Annotated in this window: 17 protein-coding genes; 7 read left to right on the top strand and 10 right to left on the bottom strand. The window is 38.3% G+C overall.

The annotated features are described in order from the left end of the window. Window positions 1-5 precede the first annotated feature (5 nt). From H5089_RS09405 to H5089_RS09395, 3 genes are read right to left on the bottom strand one after another with little or no spacing between them, the layout of a single operon-like run. Entirely contained in the window at window positions 6-1,055 is a 1,050-nt protein-coding gene (locus H5089_RS09405) for an ABC transporter ATP-binding protein (protein WP_024604545.1), read from the bottom strand. Next, a complete protein-coding gene (locus H5089_RS09400) occupies window positions 1,056-2,687 on the bottom strand; it encodes an iron ABC transporter permease (protein ID WP_182712067.1) in 1,632 nt (543 codons plus the stop codon). Beyond that, the gene (locus H5089_RS09395) at window positions 2,687-3,691 is read right to left on the bottom strand and encodes a Fe(3+) ABC transporter substrate-binding protein (RefSeq protein WP_182712066.1); all 1,005 of its coding nucleotides are present in this window, start codon (window positions 3,689-3,691) and stop codon (window positions 2,687-2,689) included. The genes H5089_RS09400 and H5089_RS09395 overlap by 1 nt, the downstream gene beginning before the upstream one ends. A 936-nt stretch (window positions 3,692-4,627) precedes the next feature. On the opposite strand from H5089_RS09395, the gene H5089_RS09390 reads away from it, so the two are divergent. After that, complete coding sequence (locus tag H5089_RS09390; RefSeq protein ID WP_024604547.1) at window positions 4,628-5,143, top strand: hypothetical protein; 516 nt, start codon at window positions 4,628-4,630, stop codon at window positions 5,141-5,143. A gap of 10 nt (window positions 5,144-5,153) precedes the next feature. On the opposite strand, the gene H5089_RS09385 is transcribed toward H5089_RS09390, so the two are convergent. The 7 genes from H5089_RS09385 to ampD form a co-directional block, all read right to left on the bottom strand. After that, window positions 5,154-5,834, bottom strand: coding sequence for a tRNA-uridine aminocarboxypropyltransferase (locus tag H5089_RS09385; protein WP_182712065.1), 681 nt, complete (start codon window positions 5,832-5,834; stop codon window positions 5,154-5,156). Window positions 5,835-5,970: 136 nt separating this feature from the next. Then, entirely contained in the window at window positions 5,971-7,395 is a 1,425-nt protein-coding gene (gene lpdA / locus H5089_RS09380; RefSeq protein ID WP_182193963.1) for a dihydrolipoyl dehydrogenase, read from the bottom strand. Window positions 7,396-7,600: 205 nt separating this feature from the next. Continuing rightward, window positions 7,601-9,517, bottom strand: coding sequence for a pyruvate dehydrogenase complex dihydrolipoyllysine-residue acetyltransferase (aceF, locus tag H5089_RS09375; RefSeq protein ID WP_182712064.1), 1,917 nt, complete (start codon window positions 9,515-9,517; stop codon window positions 7,601-7,603). 10 nt (window positions 9,518-9,527) lie between these two features. Next, window positions 9,528-12,194 (bottom strand): pyruvate dehydrogenase (acetyl-transferring), homodimeric type, encoded by a 2,667-nt coding sequence (gene aceE / locus H5089_RS09370; protein ID WP_182712063.1) that lies wholly within the window; start codon window positions 12,192-12,194, stop codon window positions 9,528-9,530. Window positions 12,195-12,284: 90 nt separating this feature from the next. Then, entirely contained in the window at window positions 12,285-13,034 is a 750-nt protein-coding gene (gene pdhR / locus H5089_RS09365; protein WP_002957764.1) for a pyruvate dehydrogenase complex transcriptional repressor PdhR, read from the bottom strand. A 352-nt stretch (window positions 13,035-13,386) separates the two neighbouring features. After that, window positions 13,387-14,238: a beta-lactamase regulator AmpE gene (ampE, locus tag H5089_RS09360; protein WP_182712062.1), complete on the bottom strand. Its 852-nt coding sequence runs from the start codon at window positions 14,236-14,238 to the stop codon at window positions 13,387-13,389. 25 nt (window positions 14,239-14,263) lie between these two features. Beyond that, on the bottom strand, window positions 14,264-14,806 hold the full coding sequence (ampD, locus tag H5089_RS09355) for a 1,6-anhydro-N-acetylmuramyl-L-alanine amidase AmpD (RefSeq protein ID WP_182712061.1): 543 nt from the start codon (window positions 14,804-14,806) through the stop codon (window positions 14,264-14,266). A 326-nt stretch (window positions 14,807-15,132) separates the two neighbouring features. Between ampD and nadC the strand changes: the two genes are divergently transcribed. The 6 genes from nadC to coaE all read left to right on the top strand — a co-directional run bounded on the left by nadC (window position 15,133) and on the right by coaE (window position 21,748). Next, window positions 15,133-15,984 carry a carboxylating nicotinate-nucleotide diphosphorylase gene (gene nadC / locus H5089_RS09350; protein WP_182712060.1) on the top strand — a complete coding sequence of 284 codons (852 nt, stop codon included), beginning with the start codon at window positions 15,133-15,135 and terminating at the stop codon, window positions 15,982-15,984. Window positions 15,985-16,467: 483 nt separating this feature from the next. Next, window positions 16,468-16,893 (top strand): pilin, encoded by a 426-nt coding sequence (locus H5089_RS09345; RefSeq protein WP_220486930.1) that lies wholly within the window; start codon window positions 16,468-16,470, stop codon window positions 16,891-16,893. Between the two features lie 72 nt (window positions 16,894-16,965). Continuing rightward, window positions 16,966-18,924 (top strand): sulfatase-like hydrolase/transferase, encoded by a 1,959-nt coding sequence (locus H5089_RS09340; protein WP_182712059.1) that lies wholly within the window; start codon window positions 16,966-16,968, stop codon window positions 18,922-18,924. Window positions 18,925-18,930: 6 nt separating this feature from the next. Next, entirely contained in the window at window positions 18,931-20,160 is a 1,230-nt protein-coding gene (locus tag H5089_RS09335) for a type II secretion system F family protein (protein WP_182712058.1), read from the top strand. Between the two features lie 39 nt (window positions 20,161-20,199). Next, entirely contained in the window at window positions 20,200-21,105 is a 906-nt protein-coding gene (locus tag H5089_RS09330) for an A24 family peptidase (protein WP_182712057.1), read from the top strand. Between the two features lies 1 nt (window position 21,106). After that, the gene (gene coaE / locus H5089_RS09325) at window positions 21,107-21,748 is read left to right on the top strand and encodes a dephospho-CoA kinase (RefSeq protein WP_182712056.1); all 642 of its coding nucleotides are present in this window, start codon (window positions 21,107-21,109) and stop codon (window positions 21,746-21,748) included. Window positions 21,749-21,870 lie beyond the last annotated feature (122 nt).

Below are 21,870 nucleotides of genomic sequence, written 5' to 3'. Positions count from 1 at the left end.
ATTAATTACGATTCGAAAAAATTCACCGTGTGAGGTTTTATTTTTATTATAACCTGATCATTATTTTCAAATGACTGGCCATATTGTGCAGCAACTTCAATTTCTTGTTCATCAATAACAAGCGAATAAACATACGCCGAACCAATAAAGCGACGACTTATGATTGTAGCTCGCTTGCTGAATTTGTCACTTTGGTTATCTGCCACTAATTCTATTTGATGAGGGCGCACATATATAAGCCCTGCACTTACATTATGCTTACTCTCAACATAAGATTCGACTAAACCAAATGGTGTTTTATATTCAGTTGCGGTTAACACTTCTGCGCTTAAGTATATGCCCTGACCCAGAAACTCTGCAACCTCCTTTGAACATGGAGCTGCAAAAAGCTGCTCAGGCGTGCCTTGTTGCTCAATTTTACCGCGATGCATAATGGCAAGTGTATCTGAAAACGCAAACGCCTCTTCTTTTGAGTGTGTAACAAATACAGCAGATACTTGAGTTGCCTTAATAATTCGACGTATATCGGCAATTAATTCAAAGCGTACTTGTGTGTCGATGTTTGAAAAGGGCTCATCAAGGAGTAATAAACTAGGTTTATAAGCTAATGCACGAGCGATAGCGACGCGTTGCTGTTGGCCACCCGATAACTGGTGTGGAAACCTGTCAGCACAGCCAATTAAATGTACAAGCTTAAGCATTTCATCAACGCGTTGCTGCTTTTGAGCTTTGCTCATATTACTAAGCCCAAATGCGATATTATTTGCCACCGTTAAATGCGGAAACAACGCATAGTCTTGAAACATCATGCCGATGTTACGATGCTCAGGTGAGACAAACGATTGCTCATCACTCACTAATTTACCGTCTATAAAAATAGACCCTTGCTTGGCTTCAATTAAACCTGCAATCGCTTTTAATGTGGTTGTTTTTCCGCATCCACTCGCCCCGAGTAGACAAACAATTTCATCTTTACCCACCGTTAAATCTAAATCGTGAATAACCTTTGTGCCGTTATAGTGATAGCTCACGCCTTGTAAAATTAAACTACTCATTTAACTACGCTGCTCCATAGAACGATTAATAAAATACAAAGGAATAAACCCAACAATAACAATAAATAAAGCCGATATTGAAGCAAGCTCTAATTGCTCGTCACTTACATACTGAAATACATGAGTAGCTAAGCTTTCAAAATTAAACGGTCTGAGCAATAGCGCAGCCGGCAACTCTTTCATACACTCAATAAATACCAATAAGGCAGCAGTGAGCAATCCTCTTCGCAGTAAAGGTAGATGCACTAAACGCAGCGTTTGCCCTTGGCTTTTACCCATTGATTGGCTTGCCATATCAAGTGATGGACTAATACGTAAAAAACTCGACTCAATTGCTCCGTGTGCAATGGCGTAAAACCTAACAATATAAGCAATAATAATAGTAAGAATGCTACCTGTAAGCAGTAAGCCAATATCTAAATTATACGGCTCGAGCGCTGTGTTAATGGTGTTCTCTAACAATGTAAGAGGTAACAAAACCGCAATAGCGAGTACAGTTCCTGGCAACGCATAACCTGTGCTTGCTAAACGCCCAGGAATAAGCGGATACGTTTGCTTTGCCACACGCTGATAAAAAACCACAAAAACACTCAATGTAATGGTTATAACACTTACAACCCCTGCCACTTTTAAACTTTGCCAAGCGTAACTAAAAAACTCTACATCCCATGCTTTATCAAAGTAGGTAATGGCGTAATTTATAAGTACTGCAATAGGAATTACAAAAGCGATAAGTAAAATAAAGCTACAAAATGCCGTTGCGAGCCAAGCAGACTTTCCTTTTAATACATAGAGCGATTCGCTATTTACACTTGATTGGCGCTCAAATACCGCTTGATTACGACGACTAAAACGCTCTGCCATTAATGCTAAAAATAACAGCAGTAACATCACACCCGATATTTTAGCGGCCGCTGTAAGTGAGTAATAACCAAACCACGTATCGTATACGGCGGTTGTTAATGTACTTACGGCAAAATAACTCACTGTTGCAAAGTCGGCCATGGTTTCCATACTAATAAGTGCAAGAGCCGCCACAATTGCCCCACGAGAGAGCACTAAACTAACTTTAAAAAAGCTTTGCCAAGGAGATAGCCCCATTAACTGGCTAGCTTGTACTAATTTGAATGACTGCTCGCGAAGGGCCGTTTTAAAAATTAAAAATAAATACGGGTAAAGCACCAAGGCAATCATAACGATGGCGCCGGGTAATGTACGTATATCAAAAAACCAATAGTCATTAGGCGATTGCCAGCCAAACCATTCTCTCAGCGCTATTTGCACCGGGCCCGCATAATCTAATAAATCAGTGTATACATAGGCAATAATATAGGTGGGCATAGCAAGGGGTAGCATAAGTGCCCATTCAAACTGTTTTTTACCCGGGAAACTACAGTAAGCCGTTAGCCACCCAAGTGGCAAAGCTATGGCGCAGCTAAGGACGCAAACACCTAAAACTAACAATACGGTATTGGTTATGTAATCCCAAAGCACGGTATCCCACAGGTGAGAAAACACCTCAGAGCTACCTTGTAGAGATTCAAAAAGAAGAAAAAACAACGGGGCCGATAGTATTAAGCCAGTCGACCACGCAAAGAGCTGCCATTTAGACAGCTTAAATTTATTAGTCATTAAAGATCGAACTTCACCTCATCAATTAGCTTAAGTGCTAACGGACGATATTTACTAATCTCATCAAGTGGCAAGCCGTCTTCTTTAAAGCTACCCCAAGAGGCAACCAAAGTTGATAATTCAACACCCGACTTAACTGGATACTCCATATTTAATGAGGCATACATGTTTTGTGCTTTGCTGTCGGTCATATACTCTATGAGCTTTAATGCATTTTCAGGGTTTTTAGCGTATTTGGTAATAACCGCACCCGATACATTTATATGTGAGCCACGATTAACTTGATTCGGAAAGTTAATATTTACGGCCTCTGCCCAACCTTTTTGTTCTTTATCTTCTAGCATTTTGCCAAGGTAGTAACTATTACCTAATGCCAAGTTACATAAACCTTCTTTAACAGCTTTAACTTGAGCACGATCGTTACCTTGAGGTTTACGTGCTAAATTAGCCTTCACACCTTCAAGCCACTCTTTAGTTTGCGCTTCACCATGGTGTGCAATCATAGAAGCTACTAAACCTAAATTATATGGATGTTTGCCTGAGCGCGTACAAATTTGTCCTTTGTATTTAGAGTCTGCTAAATCTTCATAAGTGAGCTTAGGTAACTCACCAACTCGCTCTTTTGATGAATACACATTACGCACTCGCTTAGTAAGCGCAACCCATTGGCCATCACCGTCACGAAAGGCGGCTGGAACATTATTATTTACACTGTCACTTTTTATAGTTTGTGTTAATTTTAAATCTTCTAATTGAATAAGCGCGCTAAAGTTAGAGGTTAATACTAAATCAGCTTTACTGTGCTTGCCTTCGCGTTTAACACGCTCAATTAGCCCTTTTTTAGCAAAAACAACATTGGTTTTTATGCCTGTTTGCTTTGTAAAGTCTTCTAAAATTGGCTGAATTAAAAACGGTTGACGAAAAGAGTAGATGTTAACAACATCGTTTGCAAAGACTGGTGCCGATGCAACTACCCCTAAAACAAGTGCAAATACTTTCTTCATTATTCCACCTAAATAACTGTTATTATCAACGAATTCTACCGTGCTCATTCTAAAAGTGCACACTTTAAATAAATGTAAATATGTAAATAACGCCCAAAAAGGAAATACGGTGTAAGAGATGTCTTACGGATGTGACAGCTAATGAGTAAAAAACAAGATAAAAAACAACCTAAAAACAGTTAAACACATGAATTATATGAGATTTATTTTTATTACTATTGCAAAAACACTAATTGAATGTAGTTTTATCTCTATTTTAGTTGCTCTATTGCACTATAATTTACGCATCAACCAAGCAATGACGCTTATTGAGTAAAAGGAAATGGACTGCTTACTCAACCAACCAATGATTAGGTTATCAGGACAACACGGATTTTAGGACAGGCTCAGGATGAGTATCACAACGCAATGTTGTAAAAAGGACAGCGTCAGGAAGATGCGAAAAGGATAACAACAAGGCTAAGTTGTTCAACAGGATGTTGAAGGAATAAATGGACAGGCCTTTAAGGCAACACAAGGGATTGGTTAAAACAAGGATACACTAGGAAGTGTAATTAAGGATTTGGTAATAGTATTTACCCTACAGGATGTTTAGGAATTAAAGGATACAGGCCCGGACGGTCTACATTACATAGAACTAAAAAGTAATATAGTAATAAACATGGATTAGTGAAAATTGGAGTTGATTAAGTTCAATTGCAGGATGCAGAAAATTAGAAGATTCCGCAAGCGCGCCTAGAGATAGAGCGCGCTTTTCTTTGCCTAAAATTTGGGTGAGTAAAGCACTGAGCAACTATCACTAATCTTTACTGAGTAATATCGCGTCACAGCAAATCAATGCTAAGACCTTAAAATACTTTATTAATATTTTAAATTTCGCTAAGTTTTTTATTAATTGCGCCGATAACTAAATAACGCAAGGATCATAAATACTCAATGGATATGAATTTTAAAACATCTCAAAGTAATACCTTTTTATGTAAAGTATCAGACGCAAGTACAGCAAAACCAATTGGTGTATTTAGTGCCCAAACCCCCAGCGAAAATCCCTATAAAGCTTTATTTAACCCCAAAGGTTATAACTTTTTAAATATGCCAATGAGTGAGTTTAAAAATATACTTAACGAAATTATTCAGTTAGAACGCGACATTCGTATTAGCAAGTGGGGTGAAGGTGCTCGACCTGATGAGTTTAGTTATCAACTTAATAGAATAGCAGACGCAATTGCAACGACTCAATTTAATGGCAAAATAGACATTAACTGCTACTTTTTAAAACGAGTTGAAGAAGCAAAAGAAATGATTGGTGAAGACTGTATCTCGTTTATTCAAGTGCATAATAGTATAAGTCAATTGTATAATACTGTTTTACAATTAACATCTGAAGAAGGCTTCAGAGCAATTCAAAATAAAGCACTTGCTCACTTAAAAAATCAACAAGCATTTGCTTAACTTCGTAAAATTAACCTTCTAGCGGTCGGCCTTTATTGCGCTTACCCAATAAATACGCATCACGAAACTTAATAAAATGCTGCTCTAATTTTGTCGATGCATCCATTTCGCCCGCAAGTGCTAATACCATAATAGCCACTTCAGCAGTGCCTAGTTGATGCGCATGAGGGGCTACACGTAATCGGTAATCAGATAGTTTATCAGCAGTAACAGAAAGTACAGGCAAGTTATCTAAATAAGGGCTTTTACGAATCATTTTCTTAGCTTCGCGCCACGTACCATCTAAGAATATAAATAGCGGCTTTTTATCTGATTCAATACTCACTTCTGTAATGGCTCTGCCCTCTTCTACATCTTCTGCGGGAAAGACGACCATAGGCTGATACTGCGAATCATTTATTAAAGCTAAAAGAGCGGGGTTAGGATCTGTTCTATCCCATCTAAAGGCGTGGTTATCTGGCACTATTTCAGCAATTAAACGCCCTGTATTAGAAGGTTTAAAGCTTTCATTATGATACATCAGTAAGCATACAGCGGCCTTACAATCTGCATGCTCAACACCTTTACAAATACAGTAGTGCTTAGCAATCAGGCATTGTTCACAGCGATCTAATTTACCGCCTCGAGCATTAAACTCACGACGAGATTCACTTATTTGTTGAGCGCGTAATGCTAGAACTGAGTTTTTCACTGTATTTACCTTCAATTAATTAAGCGCGCATTGTAACGACTTCTTGTTATTTAATCTTATATTTATCTAAGTTAAAAATAGACATAAAAAAACCCAACCGAAGTTGGGTTTTTCAAGCAAATACTAAAAAGTTAAATTACTTCTTTTTAGCTGCTTTTTTGTTTGGTAAATCAGTGATTGAACCTTCAAAAATTTCAGCTGCAAGGCCGATTGATTCGTTCAATGTTGGGTGAGCATGAATTGTAAGCGCTAAGTCTTCACCATCAGCACCCATTTCAATACCTAAACCGATTTCGCCAAGCATTTCGCCCGCGTTAATACCGATCATAGCACCACCGATTATACGGCCACTTTCTTTATCAAAGATAAGTTTAGTAGAACCTTCAGTACGAGCAGATGCAATTGCACGACCAGATGCTGCCCACGGGAATACCGCAGTTTCAACTTTTAAGCCTTGCTCTTTTGCTTCTTTCTCAGTAACACCTACCCAAGCGATTTCTGGGTCTGTGTACGCTATTGAAGGAATACATTTAGGGTCGAAGAAATGCTTCTGACCAGAAATAACTTCTGCAGCAACATGACCTTCATGAACCGCTTTATGCGCAAGCATAGGCTGTCCAACTAAGTCACCAATTGCAAAAATATGGCTTACGTTAGTACGTAATTGCTTATCAACATTAATAAAGCCACGCTCATCAACGTTTACGCCCGCTTTTTCAGCATCAAGTAAGTTACCGTTTGGAGTACGGCCAACTGCAACAAGTACTTTGTCGTAACGTACTGGCTCTGCTGGTGCGTTTTTACCTTCAAACGTTACGTATAAGCCGTCTTTTTTAGCTTCAACACCAACAACTTTAGTTGAAAGCATTACGTTGAATTTTTTGCTTACGTATTTTTGGTAAATTTTGATAATGTCTTTATCAGCTGCTGGTACCAATTGATCAGCAAATTCTACAACATCAATTGCAGAACCTAGCGCACGGTAAACCGTACCCATTTCAAGACCGATAATACCACCACCAAGTACAAGTAGCTTTTCTGGTACGTCTTTAAGTTCTAGTGCGCCAGTTGAATCAATTACACGGTCATCTTCTGGGATGAAAGGTAAGTTAACTGGTTTAGAACCTGCTGCAATAATCGCGTTATCAAACGTGATAGTTGTAGCGCCGTCTGCGCCTTCAACTACTAAAGTATTGCTGCCAGTGAATTTGCCGTATCCAGATACAACTTTCACTTTACGCATTTTGGCCATGCCTTCTAGTCCACCAGTTAACTGGCCAACTACAGAATCTTTCCAAGTACGAACTTGGTCAAGATCGATTTTTGGGGCGCCAAAAGTAACACCGTGAGATGACATTTCTGCTGCGTCATCAATCACTTTAGCTACGTGTAAAAGTGCTTTAGAAGGAATACAACCAACATTAAGACATACGCCACCTAATGTTTCGCGAGATTCTACTAATGTAACTTCTAAGCCCAAGTCAGCAGCACGGAAAGCCGCAGAATAACCACCAGGACCACCGCCTAGTACAACAACTTGAGTTTTTAATTCGTTGCTCATGCTTTTACCTTAATTGTTTGAACGGGACACTGCCCTAAAATTTAACTGCCATGTTTCTGCAAGGCAGAAAGAGTGAGCAGCGCACAAAGTGATGCAATTCGTACAAAGATTGTATCATTGCAAATGGTAAAAATCCCAGCTAAAAACAACTGGCTGGGATTTGATTCTATTTATTTTATTGCGTATACCAATTTTACTAAACTGGTTACATCACCAACTGGCGAATATCGCTCATGTAACTTGCAAGAGTCACAGTAAAGCGTGCAGCTAATGCTCCGTCAATAACCCTATGGTCGTATGACATAGACAGCGGAACCATTAGTTTTGGTTCAAACTCTTTGCCATTCCATTTAGGTTTCATTTCAGATTTAGATACACCTAAAATAGCAACTTCTGGCGCATTAACAATCGGCGTAAATGCCGTACCGCCGATACCGCCAAGGCTAGAGATAGTAAAACAGCCACCTTGCATATCAGACGATGTAAGCTTACCGTCACGTGCTTTAACAGATACTTCCATTAGTTCACGTGATAATTCAATAATGCCTTTTTTATCAACATCTTTAAACACTGGCACTACTAAACCATTTGGCGTATCAACAGCAACACCGATGTTAATGTACTTCTTAAGAATTAAACTTTCACCGTCGCTAGACAATGAAGAGTTAAATGTTGGGAAGTCTGCAAGTGCTTTAGCCGCTGCTTTCATCACAAACACAAGTGGTGTGATTTTAACGCCAAGCTTTTTCTTCTCGCTAAGTGCATTTTGCTCTTTACGGAATACTTCAAGACTTGTGATATCAGCTTCATCAAACTGTGTAACATGTGGGATTTGTACCCAGTTACGGTGTAAGTTTTTACCTGATAGCTTTTGAATGCGAGACAGTTTTTTCTCTTCAATTTCGCCAAATTTAGCAAAATCTACTTTAGGCCATGGAATAAGACCAAGCTCACTACCACCTGCGCTACTGCCTGCAGATAATTGACCAGATTCAACTTGCTTAACTAGGTTTTTAACGTAGTTTTGCACGTCTTCTTTAACTATACGGGCTTTGCGACCAGTGCCCTTAACGTTAGCTAGGTTAATACCAAACTCACGCGCTAAACGGCGAACAACGGGTGATGCATGAGCATACGCGCTGTTTTCTGTGAAGCTTTCATTACTTGCTTTTGCAGGTGCCGCTTGAGCCGGTGCTGACTCAGTTTTAGCCGCTGCTGCAGGTGCTGATTTTTCAGCTGGTGCAGATGCCGCTGGCGCACTGCCTGCAACTTCAAATACAAAAATTAATGAACCAGTCGATACTTTATCGCCAGCGGCTACTTTAATTTCTTTAACTGTACCTGCAAATGGAGCTGGCACTTCCATTGCAGCTTTGTCGCCTTCAACGTTTAAGATTGATTGATCTTCTGAAACCTCGTCGCCAACGGCAACCATAATTTCAGTTACTTCAACTTCATCGCCACCAATATCAGGCACATTAACTTCTTTAGTGCTTGGTGCTGAACTTGCTGTTGAACTATCAGCTGGCGCTTCTACAGGAGCCGACTCTTTAGCCGGTGCTGCAGATTCACTTCCTGCTACTTCAAAAACAAACACTAACGAGCCTGTTTTAACTGTATCGCCAGCGGCTACTTTAATTTCTTTAACTGTGCCGGCAAATGGAGCTGGTACTTCCATTGCTGCCTTATCGCCTTCCACGTTTAAGATAGATTGCTCTTCTTCAACGGTGTCACCAACAGCAACCATGATTTCAGTTACTTCAACTTCATCATCGCCAATATCTGGTACAGTTACTTCTTTAATTGAAGAACCTGTAGAAGCAGCTGGTGCTGCCTCTTCAGATTTAGCTGGAGCAGCGGCTGATGCTTTTTCTTCACCAGTGCTTTCACTCTCGCCTTCAAACAAAAATACTAAAGAGCCTGTTGTAACGGTGTCGCCAACGTTAACTTTAATCTCTTTTACAGTCCCCGCTTGAGAAGCAGGTATTTCCATTGATGCTTTGTCGCCTTCAACATTTAGTAATGATTGGTCAACATCTACTTTATCGCCAACGCTTACTAATATTTCGGTTACTTCTACTTCGTCGTCACCAATATCAGGTACTTTAATTTCAATACTCATTGCAAACCTCTTATGCGTACAGTGGGTTAAGTTTGTTAGTGTCGATGTTGAACTTTTTAAGTGCTTCAACAACTACTGACTTCTCAACTTCACCGCGTTTAGCAAGTTCAGATAACGTAGCAACAACAACGTAGCTTGCGTTAACTTCAAAGTGACGACGTAGGTTTTCACGGCTATCAGAACGACCGTAACCATCTGTACCTAACACTTTGTAGTTGCTGCTTGGAATGAATGAACGCGCTTGTTCTGCGTAGTTTTTCATGTAATCCGTTGCTGCAACAGTCACAGAGTCGTTTAATACGCTTGTGATAAATGCTGTTTTTTGCTCGCTTTCAGGATTAAGCATGTTGAAACGCTCAACATCTTGACCTTCACGCGTTAATTCGTTGAAAGATGTTACTGAGTAAACATCTGATGCAATACCATATTCTTCGCTTAAGATTGAAGCAGCTTTGCGCACTTCAGTCATAATAGTACCTGAGCTTAATAGCTGTACGTTGGCTTTTTTACCTTCGTAACTTTCAAGCTTGTAAATACCTTTACGAATACCTTCTTCAGCGCCTTCGGGCATAGCTGGTTGATGGTAGTTTTCGTTCATAAGCGTTAGGTAGTAGTAAATATTTTCTTGGTCGTCACCGTACATACGACGAATACCGTCTTGTACAATAACAGCAACTTCAAACGCGTAAGTTGGGTCATAAGAAACACAGTTAGGAACCGTGTTTGCAAGAATGTGGCTGTGACCATCTTCGTGTTGTAAGCCTTCACCATTTAGCGTTGTACGACCCGCTGTAGCACCTAATAAGAAACCACGTGCTTGTTGATCGCCCGCCATCCATGCCATGTCGCCAACACGTTGGAAACCAAACATAGAGTAGTAAATGTAAAATGGGATCATTGGTAAATCGTTAGTGCTGTATGATGTTGCAGCAGCAACCCATGACGACATAGCACCTAACTCATTGATACCTTCTTGCAATACTTGACCTGAAGTTGCTTCTTTATAGTAAGAAACAATATCACGATCCTGTGGCGTGTAGTTTTGGCCATGCGGGTTGTAAATACCGATTTGACGGAATAAACCTTCCATACCAAATGTACGCGCTTCATCTGCAATAATTGGTACGATATTTTTACCAATGCCTTTATCTTTTAATAAGATATTAAGTGCACGAACAAAGCCCATAGTAGTAGATATATCACGCTTTTGCTCTTCAAGTAGTGGCTTAAATGCATCTACTTCTGGCAACGTAAGTTTTTCACTAAAACGTGGAATACGCTTAGGTGTGTAACCTTTAAGCTCATCACGACGCGCATGTAGGTACTTGTACTCTGGTGAACCTTCTTCAAGCTCTAGGTATGGTAATTCTTTTAATTGCTCTTCAGATACTAAGTCATCAAGACCAAGGCGTGAACGTAAATGTGCAACATGCGACATGTCCATTTTTTTCACTTGGTGCGCAATGTTTTTACCTTCAGCGGCTTCGCCCATGCCGTAACCTTTTACAGTTTTAGCAAGAATTACAGTTGGACGACCTTTTGTTTCTTCTGCTTTTTTAAATGCAGCAAATAGTTTTGATGGCTCATGACCACCACGCTTAAGCGCAAAAATTTCGTCATCTGTCATATCTGCAACAAGGGCAGCTGTTTCAGGGTAGCGACCAAAGAAGTGCTCGCGCACATATGCGCCATCTTTAGCTTTGTATGTTTGGTAATCGCCATCAATTGTTTCGTTCATCAATTGTAGTAATTTACCTGTTGTGTCTTTAGCAAGCAGAATATCCCAACCGCTGCCCCACACTAGTTTAATTACGTTCCAGCCAGCGCCTTTAAACAAGCCTTCTAACTCTTGAATAATTTTACCGTTACCCATAACTGGGCCGTCTAAACGCTGTAAGTTACAGTTAATTAAATAACAAAGGTTATCTAGTTTTTCACGTGCAGCAAAAGAAATAGCACCACGCGATTCCGGCTCATCCATTTCACCGTCACCTAAAAACGCATATACACGTTGGTTTTTAGTGTCTTTTAAGCCACGACCATCTAAGTATTTTAAGAAGCGTGCTTGATAAATTGATGAAATAGGACCTAAGCCCATTGATACCGTAGGGAACTGCCAAAACTCAGGCATTAACTTAGGGTGTGGGTACGATGGTAAGCCTTCGCCATCAACTTCTTGGCGGAAGTTATCTAGTTGCGCAGCCGATAAACGACCTTCTACAAATGCACGTGCGTAGATACCTGGAGAAATATGACCTTGGTAATAAACTAAGTCACCACCGTCTACATCATTTGGTGCTTTAAAGAAGTGGTTAAAACATACTTCATAAAATGCAGCAGATGATTGGTAAGACGCCATATGGCCGCCTAAGTCGAGATCTTTTTTAGATGCACGTAGAACGATCATAATCGCGTTCCAACGTATAATTGAACGAATACGACGTTCAAGATTTACATCACCTGGGTAAGCAGGCTCTTGATCTACAGGAATAGTATTAACGTAGTTCGTGGTAATACCCGTTGGCATATCAACGCCGTCTAAACGGGCTTGCTCTAATACTTGCTCAAGTAAAAACTGAGCTCGTTCAACACCTTCTTCGCGCACAACTGATTCAAGAGCTTGTAACCACTCTTGTGTTTCTAGCGCGTCTACGTCAATTTTATTGACTTCAGACATATGGAGGTTTCCTTATGTTTAAAATACGAATATTGTTAATTTAATATCACAGCTACTTAATTTGTGTGTTCAAAGTAGTTATGTACTAACTTAATTTTGTTTAGTGCGTCTTAAACTACGTTCAATTCGCGAATGTTCTTTGCCTGCTTCAAGTAGTGCTTCTTCGATAAATGCTAAGTGCGCATTACTTGCTAAACGGGCTTGTTCTGGATTACCGTCAATAACGGCATCCATTAATAAACGCCTGTGTTGGGCTAACTGACTGCTAATATCTGACTTTTTTAATAGAACAGTTAAATTTTGCAATACATTTTGCTCAAGCAGCGCTTTCATACCTCTAACTAAATGCAGTAACACCACATTGTGCGAGGCTTCTGCCACGCTAAAGTGAAATGCATTAATTGCTTTTGCTTTTTGCTGTAAATCATCATTAACTAAGGCAATTTCATCAAAGCTTTGTTTTACTTTGCTAAAATCGTTGCTGGTCCCGCGCAGTGCTGCGTAGTAAGCAGCAATCCCTTCTAATGCATGACGAAATTCAAGTAAATCAAACTGCGACTCAGGGTGTTTACTAATCAAATCAAAAAGTGGATCAGTAAGCCCTTCTTCGAGCTGATTTTTTACAAACGTGCCGCCACCTTGGCGACGCGTAACTAAACCTTTAGCTTCTAATTTTTGAATTGCCTCACGCAGTGACGGGCGAGACACTTCAAATTGCTTTGCTAGTTCACGCTCTGGTGGCAACTTTTCACCTGGTGCTAACGAGCCTTCAAGAATCATATTCTCAAGTTGCTGTAAAATAACATCAGATAATTTTGCCGCTTTAATCTTTAAAGACATGAATCAACGTCCGCGTTGTATAAATACCAAGAGCCCATAAAACGGGGCTTTAAGTAGTATGATTTACCCAAAAGGTAAATTGGTCATACCAAAAATTTTCAATACGGTATCAAAAACACTATTAGCTGTCAATTTACAGGTAGTTTGAGCAATTAAAGTAGCGTAACGCATTTTGAACGAAGATCAAACAATGCGCAATTTACAAAAATTGTTATAACGTATTTGGGATGAAAACAATTGGTCTGACCAGAATAAATTAGAATATTAGCTCTATTTTATTGTACTTAAAAACTGCAGGAAGAGATTAAAGCACCTTACATTGCATAAGGTACTTTATTAAAAAAGTATTAACTTAAGACAGCCCACCAAATAATGTAAGCAACGCTATAAGTACTAAGTAAAATAATACATTACGCTTAACAAGCTTAATCATACACGTGGCTTCGTAGGTACAGCCGTAATAACGCTTTTCAACTTGCTCTGCAGCAAGTGCAGTACATGTTACTACTTCGCGATTTGGAGACTTAAAGTTAAGCACGTAACGTAGCCAACAACTTGTGCCTTTATTAAAGTTACCTATTACTAAATAGCCAAAGCTGGTGATGCGTGCAGGCAACCAGTCAAGCCAGAACAGTAGTTTATGTATAAGTTTAAAACGCTTAGCAAATATTACTTTATGATCATCTCGTACTAAATCAGCTAAAGTACGTACCAGTGCATATAAAACCGCGCCTGGCGCACCTAAAACAACAAACCAAAAAATCACCGCACAGTAAAATCTAAAGTTTACCCATGCCAATGTTTGCCCAAAGGTTTCGCCACCCTCTTGATCATCAGTACGCTTTTGACCTATTTGCAGCGCATATAAAGATGCAGCAGTACCATCATCTCGCGTTAAGGCATTTAAGTAAGACTTATATAAAGCACGCTGCTTGGCACAACCAAAGCAAACCAAAAGCACAGCAATATTAATAGCTAACTGCCATAGTACAAAATCAGATAAACAATAAATAAACGCTGTTGCTATTACTGGAAGTAACAGCCAAATTAAAAAGCCCGGAGCAGGACTAAATAAGCCTTTGTCACCTAGTAGCTTATTAGAGCGATTTAAATAACCATTTGTGTAATAGCTTATCTGCCAGTAATTAGACCGAGCCCCTAAACGCTCCAGAATTAATGCAATTATTATAGAAACTAAAATCATGGGAATAACTCTCTTAACTTAGTTGTTAAAGCATATTAAAAAACAATGGCCAATTAAAGCTACTGCCAGGATCGGTTTTACGTCCCGGGGCAATATCGCAATGCCCAACAATACGCGAAGGGGTAATTTTTGGATAGCGTTGTATTATAGATTTACTAAGTGTAGCTAATACTTCGTATTGCGCTAAAGAGTATGGCGTGGTGTCGGTACCTTCAAGCTCAATCCCAATGCTAAAGTTATTACAAGCAGATACGCCCTCAAACTCAGATTGCCCGGCATGCCAAGCACGTTTTTCAAAAGGCACGTATTGTATAACCTCACCGGTGCGCTTTATAAAGCAATGGGCCGACACACGTAAATTTTTTAAGTCACTAAAACTCGAGTGAGCATTACAATCAATGCTACCCATAAATAACTCATCAACAAAAGGTGTACCAAACTGCCCTGCTGGCAAAGATATATTGTGAATAACCAGTAAAGAAATATCAGCCTCATCAGGGCGCTCATCAAAATGCGAACAAGGCCGCTGCGCTACAGTACTTAAAACACCGTCTAAATCTATTTTCATGATACGTTTATTATATAAATATCAAGATATACATAGCACTGATGCTAAAGGATTTATTAAAACAATGATAGTAACAAACAGGTATAAAACCCTACCTGCAAATAATTCAACCCCACACGTAGGTGCTAATTTACGTCCGCTCATGTAACGTAACTTTTGAAATTAAAAGCGAGGTATAAAACCTCATCTACAGGTAATACAACCCCACACGTAGATACTAATTTACTATACGCGCTTATCTTTATATTGGTGAAAAGGCAATCGCTTCTCTTTCTTTTATAAACATAGTAAAATTTGCCTAATTTATTAACGCTTATGAGCATTCCATGTCTATTTCGCACACTCTTATTACTCAGCTTGTTACTCTAGCACTTGACGAAGATTTAAATTATCAAACAGCACAAGAAGGCGATATTACCGCGCAATTGATCCCTCAAAATGAGCAAGCAAACGCTAAAGTAATCACTCGCGAAGACTGCATTTTTTGCGGAAAAGACATCATCCTTGAAGTATTTAAACAAGTAGACCCAAGCGTTAAGGTTAATGTACTTATTAATGATGGCGACGCAGTTAAAGCAAACAGCACATTATTTACAGCCACTGGTTCAGCGCGTTCAATATTAACTGCCGAGCGTACTGCACTTAACTTTGTACAAACGTTATCGGGTACAGCCACTACTACAGCACATTATGTAAAAGAGCTAAGCGGCACAACAACGCAACTACTCGATACACGCAAAACCATACCAGGTCTGCGCGCTCTTCAAAAATACGCAGTAAAATGTGGTGGGGGTGCAAATCATCGTATTGGTTTATTTGACGCATTTTTAATAAAAGAAAATCATATAGCGGCTTGTGGCACAATAAACAAAGCCGTTGCTCAAGCTAAACAAAATCACCCAAACAAACCTGTCGAAGTAGAAGTAGAATCACTCCCTGAACTTAAGCAAGCAATTGAAGCTGGCGCCGACATAATTATGCTAGACAACTTTAGCGTAGAGCAAATTAAGCAAGCTGTAATTTTAACTAATAAGCGCGCAAAACTAGAGGTTTCAGGCAATATGACCCTAGTAACGCTCAAAACTTATTCACAAGCAGGTGTCGATTTTATATCAAGCGGGGCATTAACAAAAAACTTACAATCAATCGATTTATCGATGCGTTTTGAACAATTTTAAAGCAATAATAGGTAATTAATACCGCTAATCAATTGACAAGTTAAGTAAAAAAGCATTAAATAACCCAAAAGGCTTACTTTGTAACAAATTGTTAAATAAAATCGCTTTTTTATAAGAAGATACGTGCTAAACACTAAAATAAAATGGTAGACTAATTCTGTTGTACTATTTTATTAAAAAAGGTAGTCATAAATAACTAGTGCCTTTGGTTTTTAAAGACATAATTAAAAACTAAAGCAACTAAACTACTTACTTTATGCCTATACTATTTGCTGCTACAACATGTAGTGCACTTAGTAAACTTTTATAATTAGTACTAAACATAATGAATTCACATTCGGCTTTTGTGTTTCATACTCTAAAGCTAAAGTGTAATAAAATTAATTTTAAGTAAAACTGTAAAGTAAATCAGTTAAATTGAGTGAGGCATTTTGCCGCTTAAGTGATTTAAGTTACAAAAATCTATCCTTTAGGAGAGGAAACATGAAAACAATGACTCAAAAACAACAGGGTTTCACCCTAATTGAATTAATGATTGTAGTAGCAATCATCGGTATCCTTGCTGCAGTTGCGTTGCCTGCTTACCAAGACTACACAAAAAGAGCACATGTAAGTGAAGGTATGAGTTTAGCTGCGGGCGCAAAAGCAGCTGTTACAGAAACGTATTCTTCAACTGGTACTTTCCCAACTACGAACACTGCTGCAGGAATTGAAAGTGCTAGTAAAATAAAAGGCAATGCAGTAACTTCTGTTACTGTAGGTAGTGCTGGTGCTATTACAGTACTTTTTGATGGCACAAAAGTAGGCAGTGGTAACTTAGTACTAACGCCGACTGATGAAAGCGGATCAATAAATTGGGCTTGTACGGGATCTTTACCTAGCAAATTGCTACCTGCAAATTGCCGTTAAATTTTCTGTGCTTAATATTAAAACCTTGCAAATTGCAAGGTTTTTTATTTTAGCAAAATTTAAGTTGTTTTAATGAACAAGCATTTATTGACAAGTTTTTTATTTTTAGCCCTGACTTCTATATTCACTTACTATGATACTTTTAATGGGGGAAATTTACTCTCGGATAGCCTAGTTTTCAGCACATTTTCTAATAAATCATTCATATTTGACCTTGTAAAATCTACTTTTATAGTCATACTCATCCATGGTTTTATTGCTATAGCTGCGTATACTATAGATAGAAGCTTAAGTATAAAGAAATATAAAACCTCTTTTATAGTATCCTGGCTTTGCATACTAGCATTCATAGTTTCATTCTCTAGTCTCTTATTTCCCTTGTTAAAAATTTCCATAAATGAAGAAAGTGCTATTTATATATTATTAATTAGCAGTAGTTTAATTATACTTATATATATTTACGGTATAAATCAGCTTAGTACTACAAAAAAAAGGCTTTCATTATTTGCTTTGCTAATCTCTTTGTTAATTCTATTTGAGGCTCAATACTTCAAAAATCACCTTACAATCCAAGAAAGTGATAAGACTAATGTAATAATTATTGGTGTTGACTCTTTAAGGCCTGATTATATTTCAGAACCACTTACTCCTTATATTTACAATTGGAAAAAAGAGGCTATTGAAATACCCAATACATTAACGCCAATAGCAAGGACATTTCCATCTTGGGGAGGGATATTAACCGGCGAGCATCCAATAACAAATAATATAAGGTTCAATCTCAGCGAAAATACAAAATATAATCAGCACTCTTTTATTGGCTATACTTTATTAGAGAATGGCTATAAGACTATATTTTCTCAGGATGAAAGAAAGTTTAGTAATATTGGTGAAGGCGAAGGATTCACTACCGTTATAGGCCCCCCAGCCTCTGCTGCAGAGTTTTTCCTCTCTAATTTATCTCAACTACCTCAACTAGCACTGGCTACCCAAATCCCATTTGTCGATTTATTATTTCCATATATAAAGTCTAATAGAGGTGCATATAAAGCATATATACCATCTAACTTTATAGATAAAATAAGCAACAACCTGGAAGGTTATAAAGATAAACCTCTTTTCTTTGTAAATCACTTTACTCTTCCACACTTCCCATTTAACTTTAACAGGCCTGTTTTCTTACCTAATGAAAAGCTAGACCCCCTATCTCCTTATAAATATATGTATAAAGGCATGTTAAAAACTGCAGACAAACAAGTAAAACTACTTATTGAAAATTTAAAAGTAAGGGGGCTGCTAAGAAATGCTATCGTAATTATACTTTCGGATCACGGAGAAAGTTTTGGCGATGAGAGTGATGGCCCTACACCAAAATACGATGTAGCCTCGTTCGAAACAAACTCTGCTGGACATGGTACTAATGTTTTATCTCAAGCTCAATTTAAAGTATTTTTATCAGTGAAACTCTATGGAAATGCGGAACAATGCACTTCCTTATTTACACCAGTAAAAGGTAAGTATAACTCTTTACTAGATATTACTCCCTCAATATTAGAATGTTTAAGTATTAAAGATAGCAAATTATCCGATGGACAAGCTTTTAGTACTCCTGATACTGATAGGGCTTTAATCCTTGAAAGCTCTATCAACCCAATTGTTTTATCTAAAAACAGAATTGATAAAATTCAAACTTTAGCAAACGGCATAAAATTTTATACTATAAATAAAGAAGGTAAAGTAATTGTAAAACCTAGTATATATAATGCAGCTATTGCAGCTAAACAAAGAAGTATAATATATAAAAAATTTTCCTTAGCAATATACCCTGACATAAAGGACGATCTTATATTTGTCGAATTAGAAACAAATGAATGGCAGCCTGCATCAATGTATAAAGATAGGGAGCTTGTAGATGAAATGTTTCATATTTTATGCCGAAAATACGAAAAAGATATAAATAAAGGTTTAATTGAACAATGCAATAATCCAAATAAGTATTTAGAAAGTATATATGAAAAGTGGGAGAGGTGACGTTAAATGGCTAAAAAGTTTAATGATAAAGAGTTAGACACTTTTTTGTGGATTGGTGTAAGTGCACGAGGCAAGCGCCTCGAAGGTGAGCTTACAGGTAATAGTATAGCCTTGGTAAAAGCCCAACTTAGAAAACAAGGTATTACACCATCAAAAGTTAAACGTAAACCGAAACCATTATTTGGCATTAAAAGCGTTCAAAAAATCACTCCAAAAGATATTGCTCTCGTCACTCGCCAAATTGCGACTATGTTGATGGCGGGCGTTCCGTTAATACAGTCTATTGAAATGATTGGTTCTGGCTCTACAAACAAAAGTATCGGTAAACTAATGGAAACTATTGCTGATGAAGTAAAAGCGGGACAACCACTATCTACAGCACTTAGGAAGCACCCTCGTTATTTTGATGACTTATATTGCGACCTTGTAGCCTCTGGCGAACAATCAGGTTCACTTGATAAGATATTTGACCGCGTTGCACTTTATAAAGAAAAGTCAGAAGCGTTAAAATCAAAAATTAAAAAAGCGATGTTTTATCCTATCGCTGTTTTAGTTGTAGCTTTAATAGTGACCTCAATACTTCTTATATTTGTAGTACCGCAGTTTCAAGATATATTTGCTGGTTTTGGGGCAGAGCTTCCTGCATTCACTTTGTTTGTTATTGGTATATCAGAGTTTATGCAAGAATATTGGTGGGTTGCACTAATTACCGTAATTGCAACTGGATGGATATTTAAAGAAGCTAAATTAAGAAGCTTAAAACTCAGAGATGCTACAGACAGAGCCATACTAAAACTGCCTGTTATTGGCATGATTTTAAATAAAGCAGCTGTTGCTCGTTATGCACGAACTCTTTCGACTACGTTTGCTGCAGGTGTGCCGCTGGTTGATGCGCTTGACTCTGCCGCAGGCGCTTCAGGTAACGCAGTGTACCGATATGCTATTTTAGATATAAAAGTTGAGGTTAGTTCAGGTAATCAGATGAACTGGGCAATGCGTAACTCAAAAATATTTCCTGATATGGTAATACAAATGGTCGCGATTGGTGAAGAATCTGGCTCACTAGACGGTATGCTTGCTAAAGTAGCAACTATTTATGAGCAAGAGGTTGATGATGCAGTTGATGGCCTTTCAAGCCTACTTGAGCCACTTATTATGGCCGTACTAGGTGTACTCGTTGGTGGTTTAATCATCGCTATGTATTTACCTATTTTCGAATTGGGCTCTGTTGTTTAATTTTTATTTTAATACGCTATTAAATTATTTGGTCGTTATATGCAAAGTATTATTGAAGTAATGCAAAGCCAGTTGTGGTTTTATTTAACCACAGTTGGTTTAGTAAGTTTGTGTGTAGGTAGTTTTTTAAATGTAGTAATTTATCGATTACCGCTAATGATGCAGCGCGAGTGGCAAAGTGAATGCCGCATTTTGTTAGAAGACGAGCTTGAAAATAAAACGGTTAGCAATGCCACCGATAACATTGAAAATGGCAAGCCCTTTAATTTAATAAAACCCAACTCTACCTGCCCTAAATGCAAAACTGCCATTAAGCCTTGGCAGAATATTCCTATTATTAGTTGGTTAATACTTAAAGGTAAATGCGCAAGTTGCAGTAATCCTATTTCGGCCCGATACCCTGCTGTAGAGCTAATTACTGCCCTATTAAGTTTAACTGTTGCCTATAGCTTTGGTGCGACCGAGCAAGCACTTTTATATATTTTTGTAACGTGGATTTTAGTAGCGCTAACCTTTATTGATATTGACCATATGTTACTGCCAGATCAACTTACACTTCCGCTTGTATGGCTTGCACTTATTGCCTCGGTAATGGGTTACACAATTACACCAACCGATGCAATTATTGGTGCGGCTTGTGGTTATTTAAGTCTATGGAGCGTGTTTTGGCTATTTAAGTTATTAACCGGTAAAGAAGGCATGGGTTATGGCGACTTTAAACTACTCGCTGTATTTGGGGCATTACTTGGCTGGCAGTCATTACTTACTATTATTCTGCTTTCAAGCATAGTAGGTGCCATTATAGGTATTGCGCTGTTGAGCATACAAGGTAAAGACAAAGCGACCCCTATCCCTTTTGGCCCTTATTTAGCGATAGCAGGCTGGATCACTATGCTTTGGGGCAACCAAATTCAAGGCGCTTATTTTAATTTAATAGGTTATTAAAATGAGTGAGCAAATAACTAAAGTAAACAGCTGGGTATTAGGCTTAACAGGCGGTATTGGCTGTGGTAAAACGGCCATCAGTAACATGTTTGAAGAGCTTGGTATTACAATAGTTGATGCCGATATAATTGCGCGCGAAGTCGTACTCCCAAATAGCAAAGGGCTAAAAGCGATTACAGCCCACTTTGGTGAGGATATTTTATTGCCCGACGGCACATTAAATAGAGCAGAGCTTCGCGCAAAAATATTTACTAACAACAGTGACAAAGAATGGCTTAATGCGTTGCTGCACCCTCTTATTCGGTTAAAAATACTAAACGATTTAAATAATGCAACTAGCCCTTATGTTGTTTTAGTAGCGCCTTTATTGTTTGAAAACAACCTTGATAAATATTGCGACCATACCTTACTTATTGACGTACCAACCTCTGTACAAATAGCGCGTACAGCAAAACGTGACAACACAAGTAGTGAGCAAGTTAAAAGTATTATTGCCTCGCAAATGTCACGTGCCGATAAACAGCAAAAAGCGGATGATATTTTAAATAACGACCGTAGTTTAAACCTAGTGAATATAGAACTTGTTGATCTACATAAAAAGTACCTACAATATGCATTACACAACAAAACTAACTCACTTTAACACTGTCCTAACTCACACAAACTCGTATTTTAGTTAGTAAAATCACAACAATGAATGAAAGGTGATGTAATCCCCTTCTTTTTTCTGATAAATTGCTTACTATTGAAGGAATAAAACAGGTG

It is taken from the genome of Pseudoalteromonas sp. SR45-1 (genome assembly GCF_014163655.1).
Classification (GTDB): domain Bacteria; phylum Pseudomonadota; class Gammaproteobacteria; order Enterobacterales; family Alteromonadaceae; genus Pseudoalteromonas; species Pseudoalteromonas distincta.
The sequence above is the reverse complement of the archived record's forward strand: the minus strand, read 5'-3'. Positions and strand labels throughout refer to the sequence as shown.

Excerpts from the sequence above, each read along its gene's own strand:
- aceE (WP_182712063.1), bottom strand. The coding sequence starts at position 12,194 with ATGTCTGAAGTCAATAAAATTGACGTAGACGCGCTAGAAACACAAGAG.
- lpdA (WP_182193963.1), bottom strand. The coding sequence starts at position 7,395 with ATGAGCAACGAATTAAAAACTCAAGTTGTTGTACTAGGCGGTGGTCCT.
- aceF (WP_182712064.1), bottom strand. The coding sequence starts at position 9,517 with ATGAGTATTGAAATTAAAGTACCTGATATTGGTGACGACGAAGTAGAA.
- H5089_RS09345 (WP_220486930.1), top strand. The coding sequence starts at position 16,468 with ATGAAAACAATGACTCAAAAACAACAGGGTTTCACCCTAATTGAATTA.
- H5089_RS09340 (WP_182712059.1), top strand. The coding sequence starts at position 16,966 with ATGAACAAGCATTTATTGACAAGTTTTTTATTTTTAGCCCTGACTTCT.
- H5089_RS09335 (WP_182712058.1), top strand. The coding sequence starts at position 18,931 with ATGGCTAAAAAGTTTAATGATAAAGAGTTAGACACTTTTTTGTGGATT.
- pdhR (WP_002957764.1), bottom strand. The coding sequence starts at position 13,034 with ATGTCTTTAAAGATTAAAGCGGCAAAATTATCTGATGTTATTTTACAG.
- H5089_RS09405 (WP_024604545.1), bottom strand. The coding sequence starts at position 1,055 with ATGAGTAGTTTAATTTTACAAGGCGTGAGCTATCACTATAACGGCACA.
- H5089_RS09390 (WP_024604547.1), top strand. The coding sequence starts at position 4,628 with ATGGATATGAATTTTAAAACATCTCAAAGTAATACCTTTTTATGTAAA.
- ampE (WP_182712062.1), bottom strand. The coding sequence starts at position 14,238 with ATGATTTTAGTTTCTATAATAATTGCATTAATTCTGGAGCGTTTAGGG.
- ampD (WP_182712061.1), bottom strand. The coding sequence starts at position 14,806 with ATGAAAATAGATTTAGACGGTGTTTTAAGTACTGTAGCGCAGCGGCCT.
- H5089_RS09330 (WP_182712057.1), top strand. The coding sequence starts at position 20,200 with ATGCAAAGTATTATTGAAGTAATGCAAAGCCAGTTGTGGTTTTATTTA.
- H5089_RS09400 (WP_182712067.1), bottom strand. The coding sequence starts at position 2,687 with ATGACTAATAAATTTAAGCTGTCTAAATGGCAGCTCTTTGCGTGGTCG.
- nadC (WP_182712060.1), top strand. The coding sequence starts at position 15,133 with ATGTCTATTTCGCACACTCTTATTACTCAGCTTGTTACTCTAGCACTT.
- H5089_RS09395 (WP_182712066.1), bottom strand. The coding sequence starts at position 3,691 with ATGAAGAAAGTATTTGCACTTGTTTTAGGGGTAGTTGCATCGGCACCA.
- coaE (WP_182712056.1), top strand. The coding sequence starts at position 21,107 with ATGAGTGAGCAAATAACTAAAGTAAACAGCTGGGTATTAGGCTTAACA.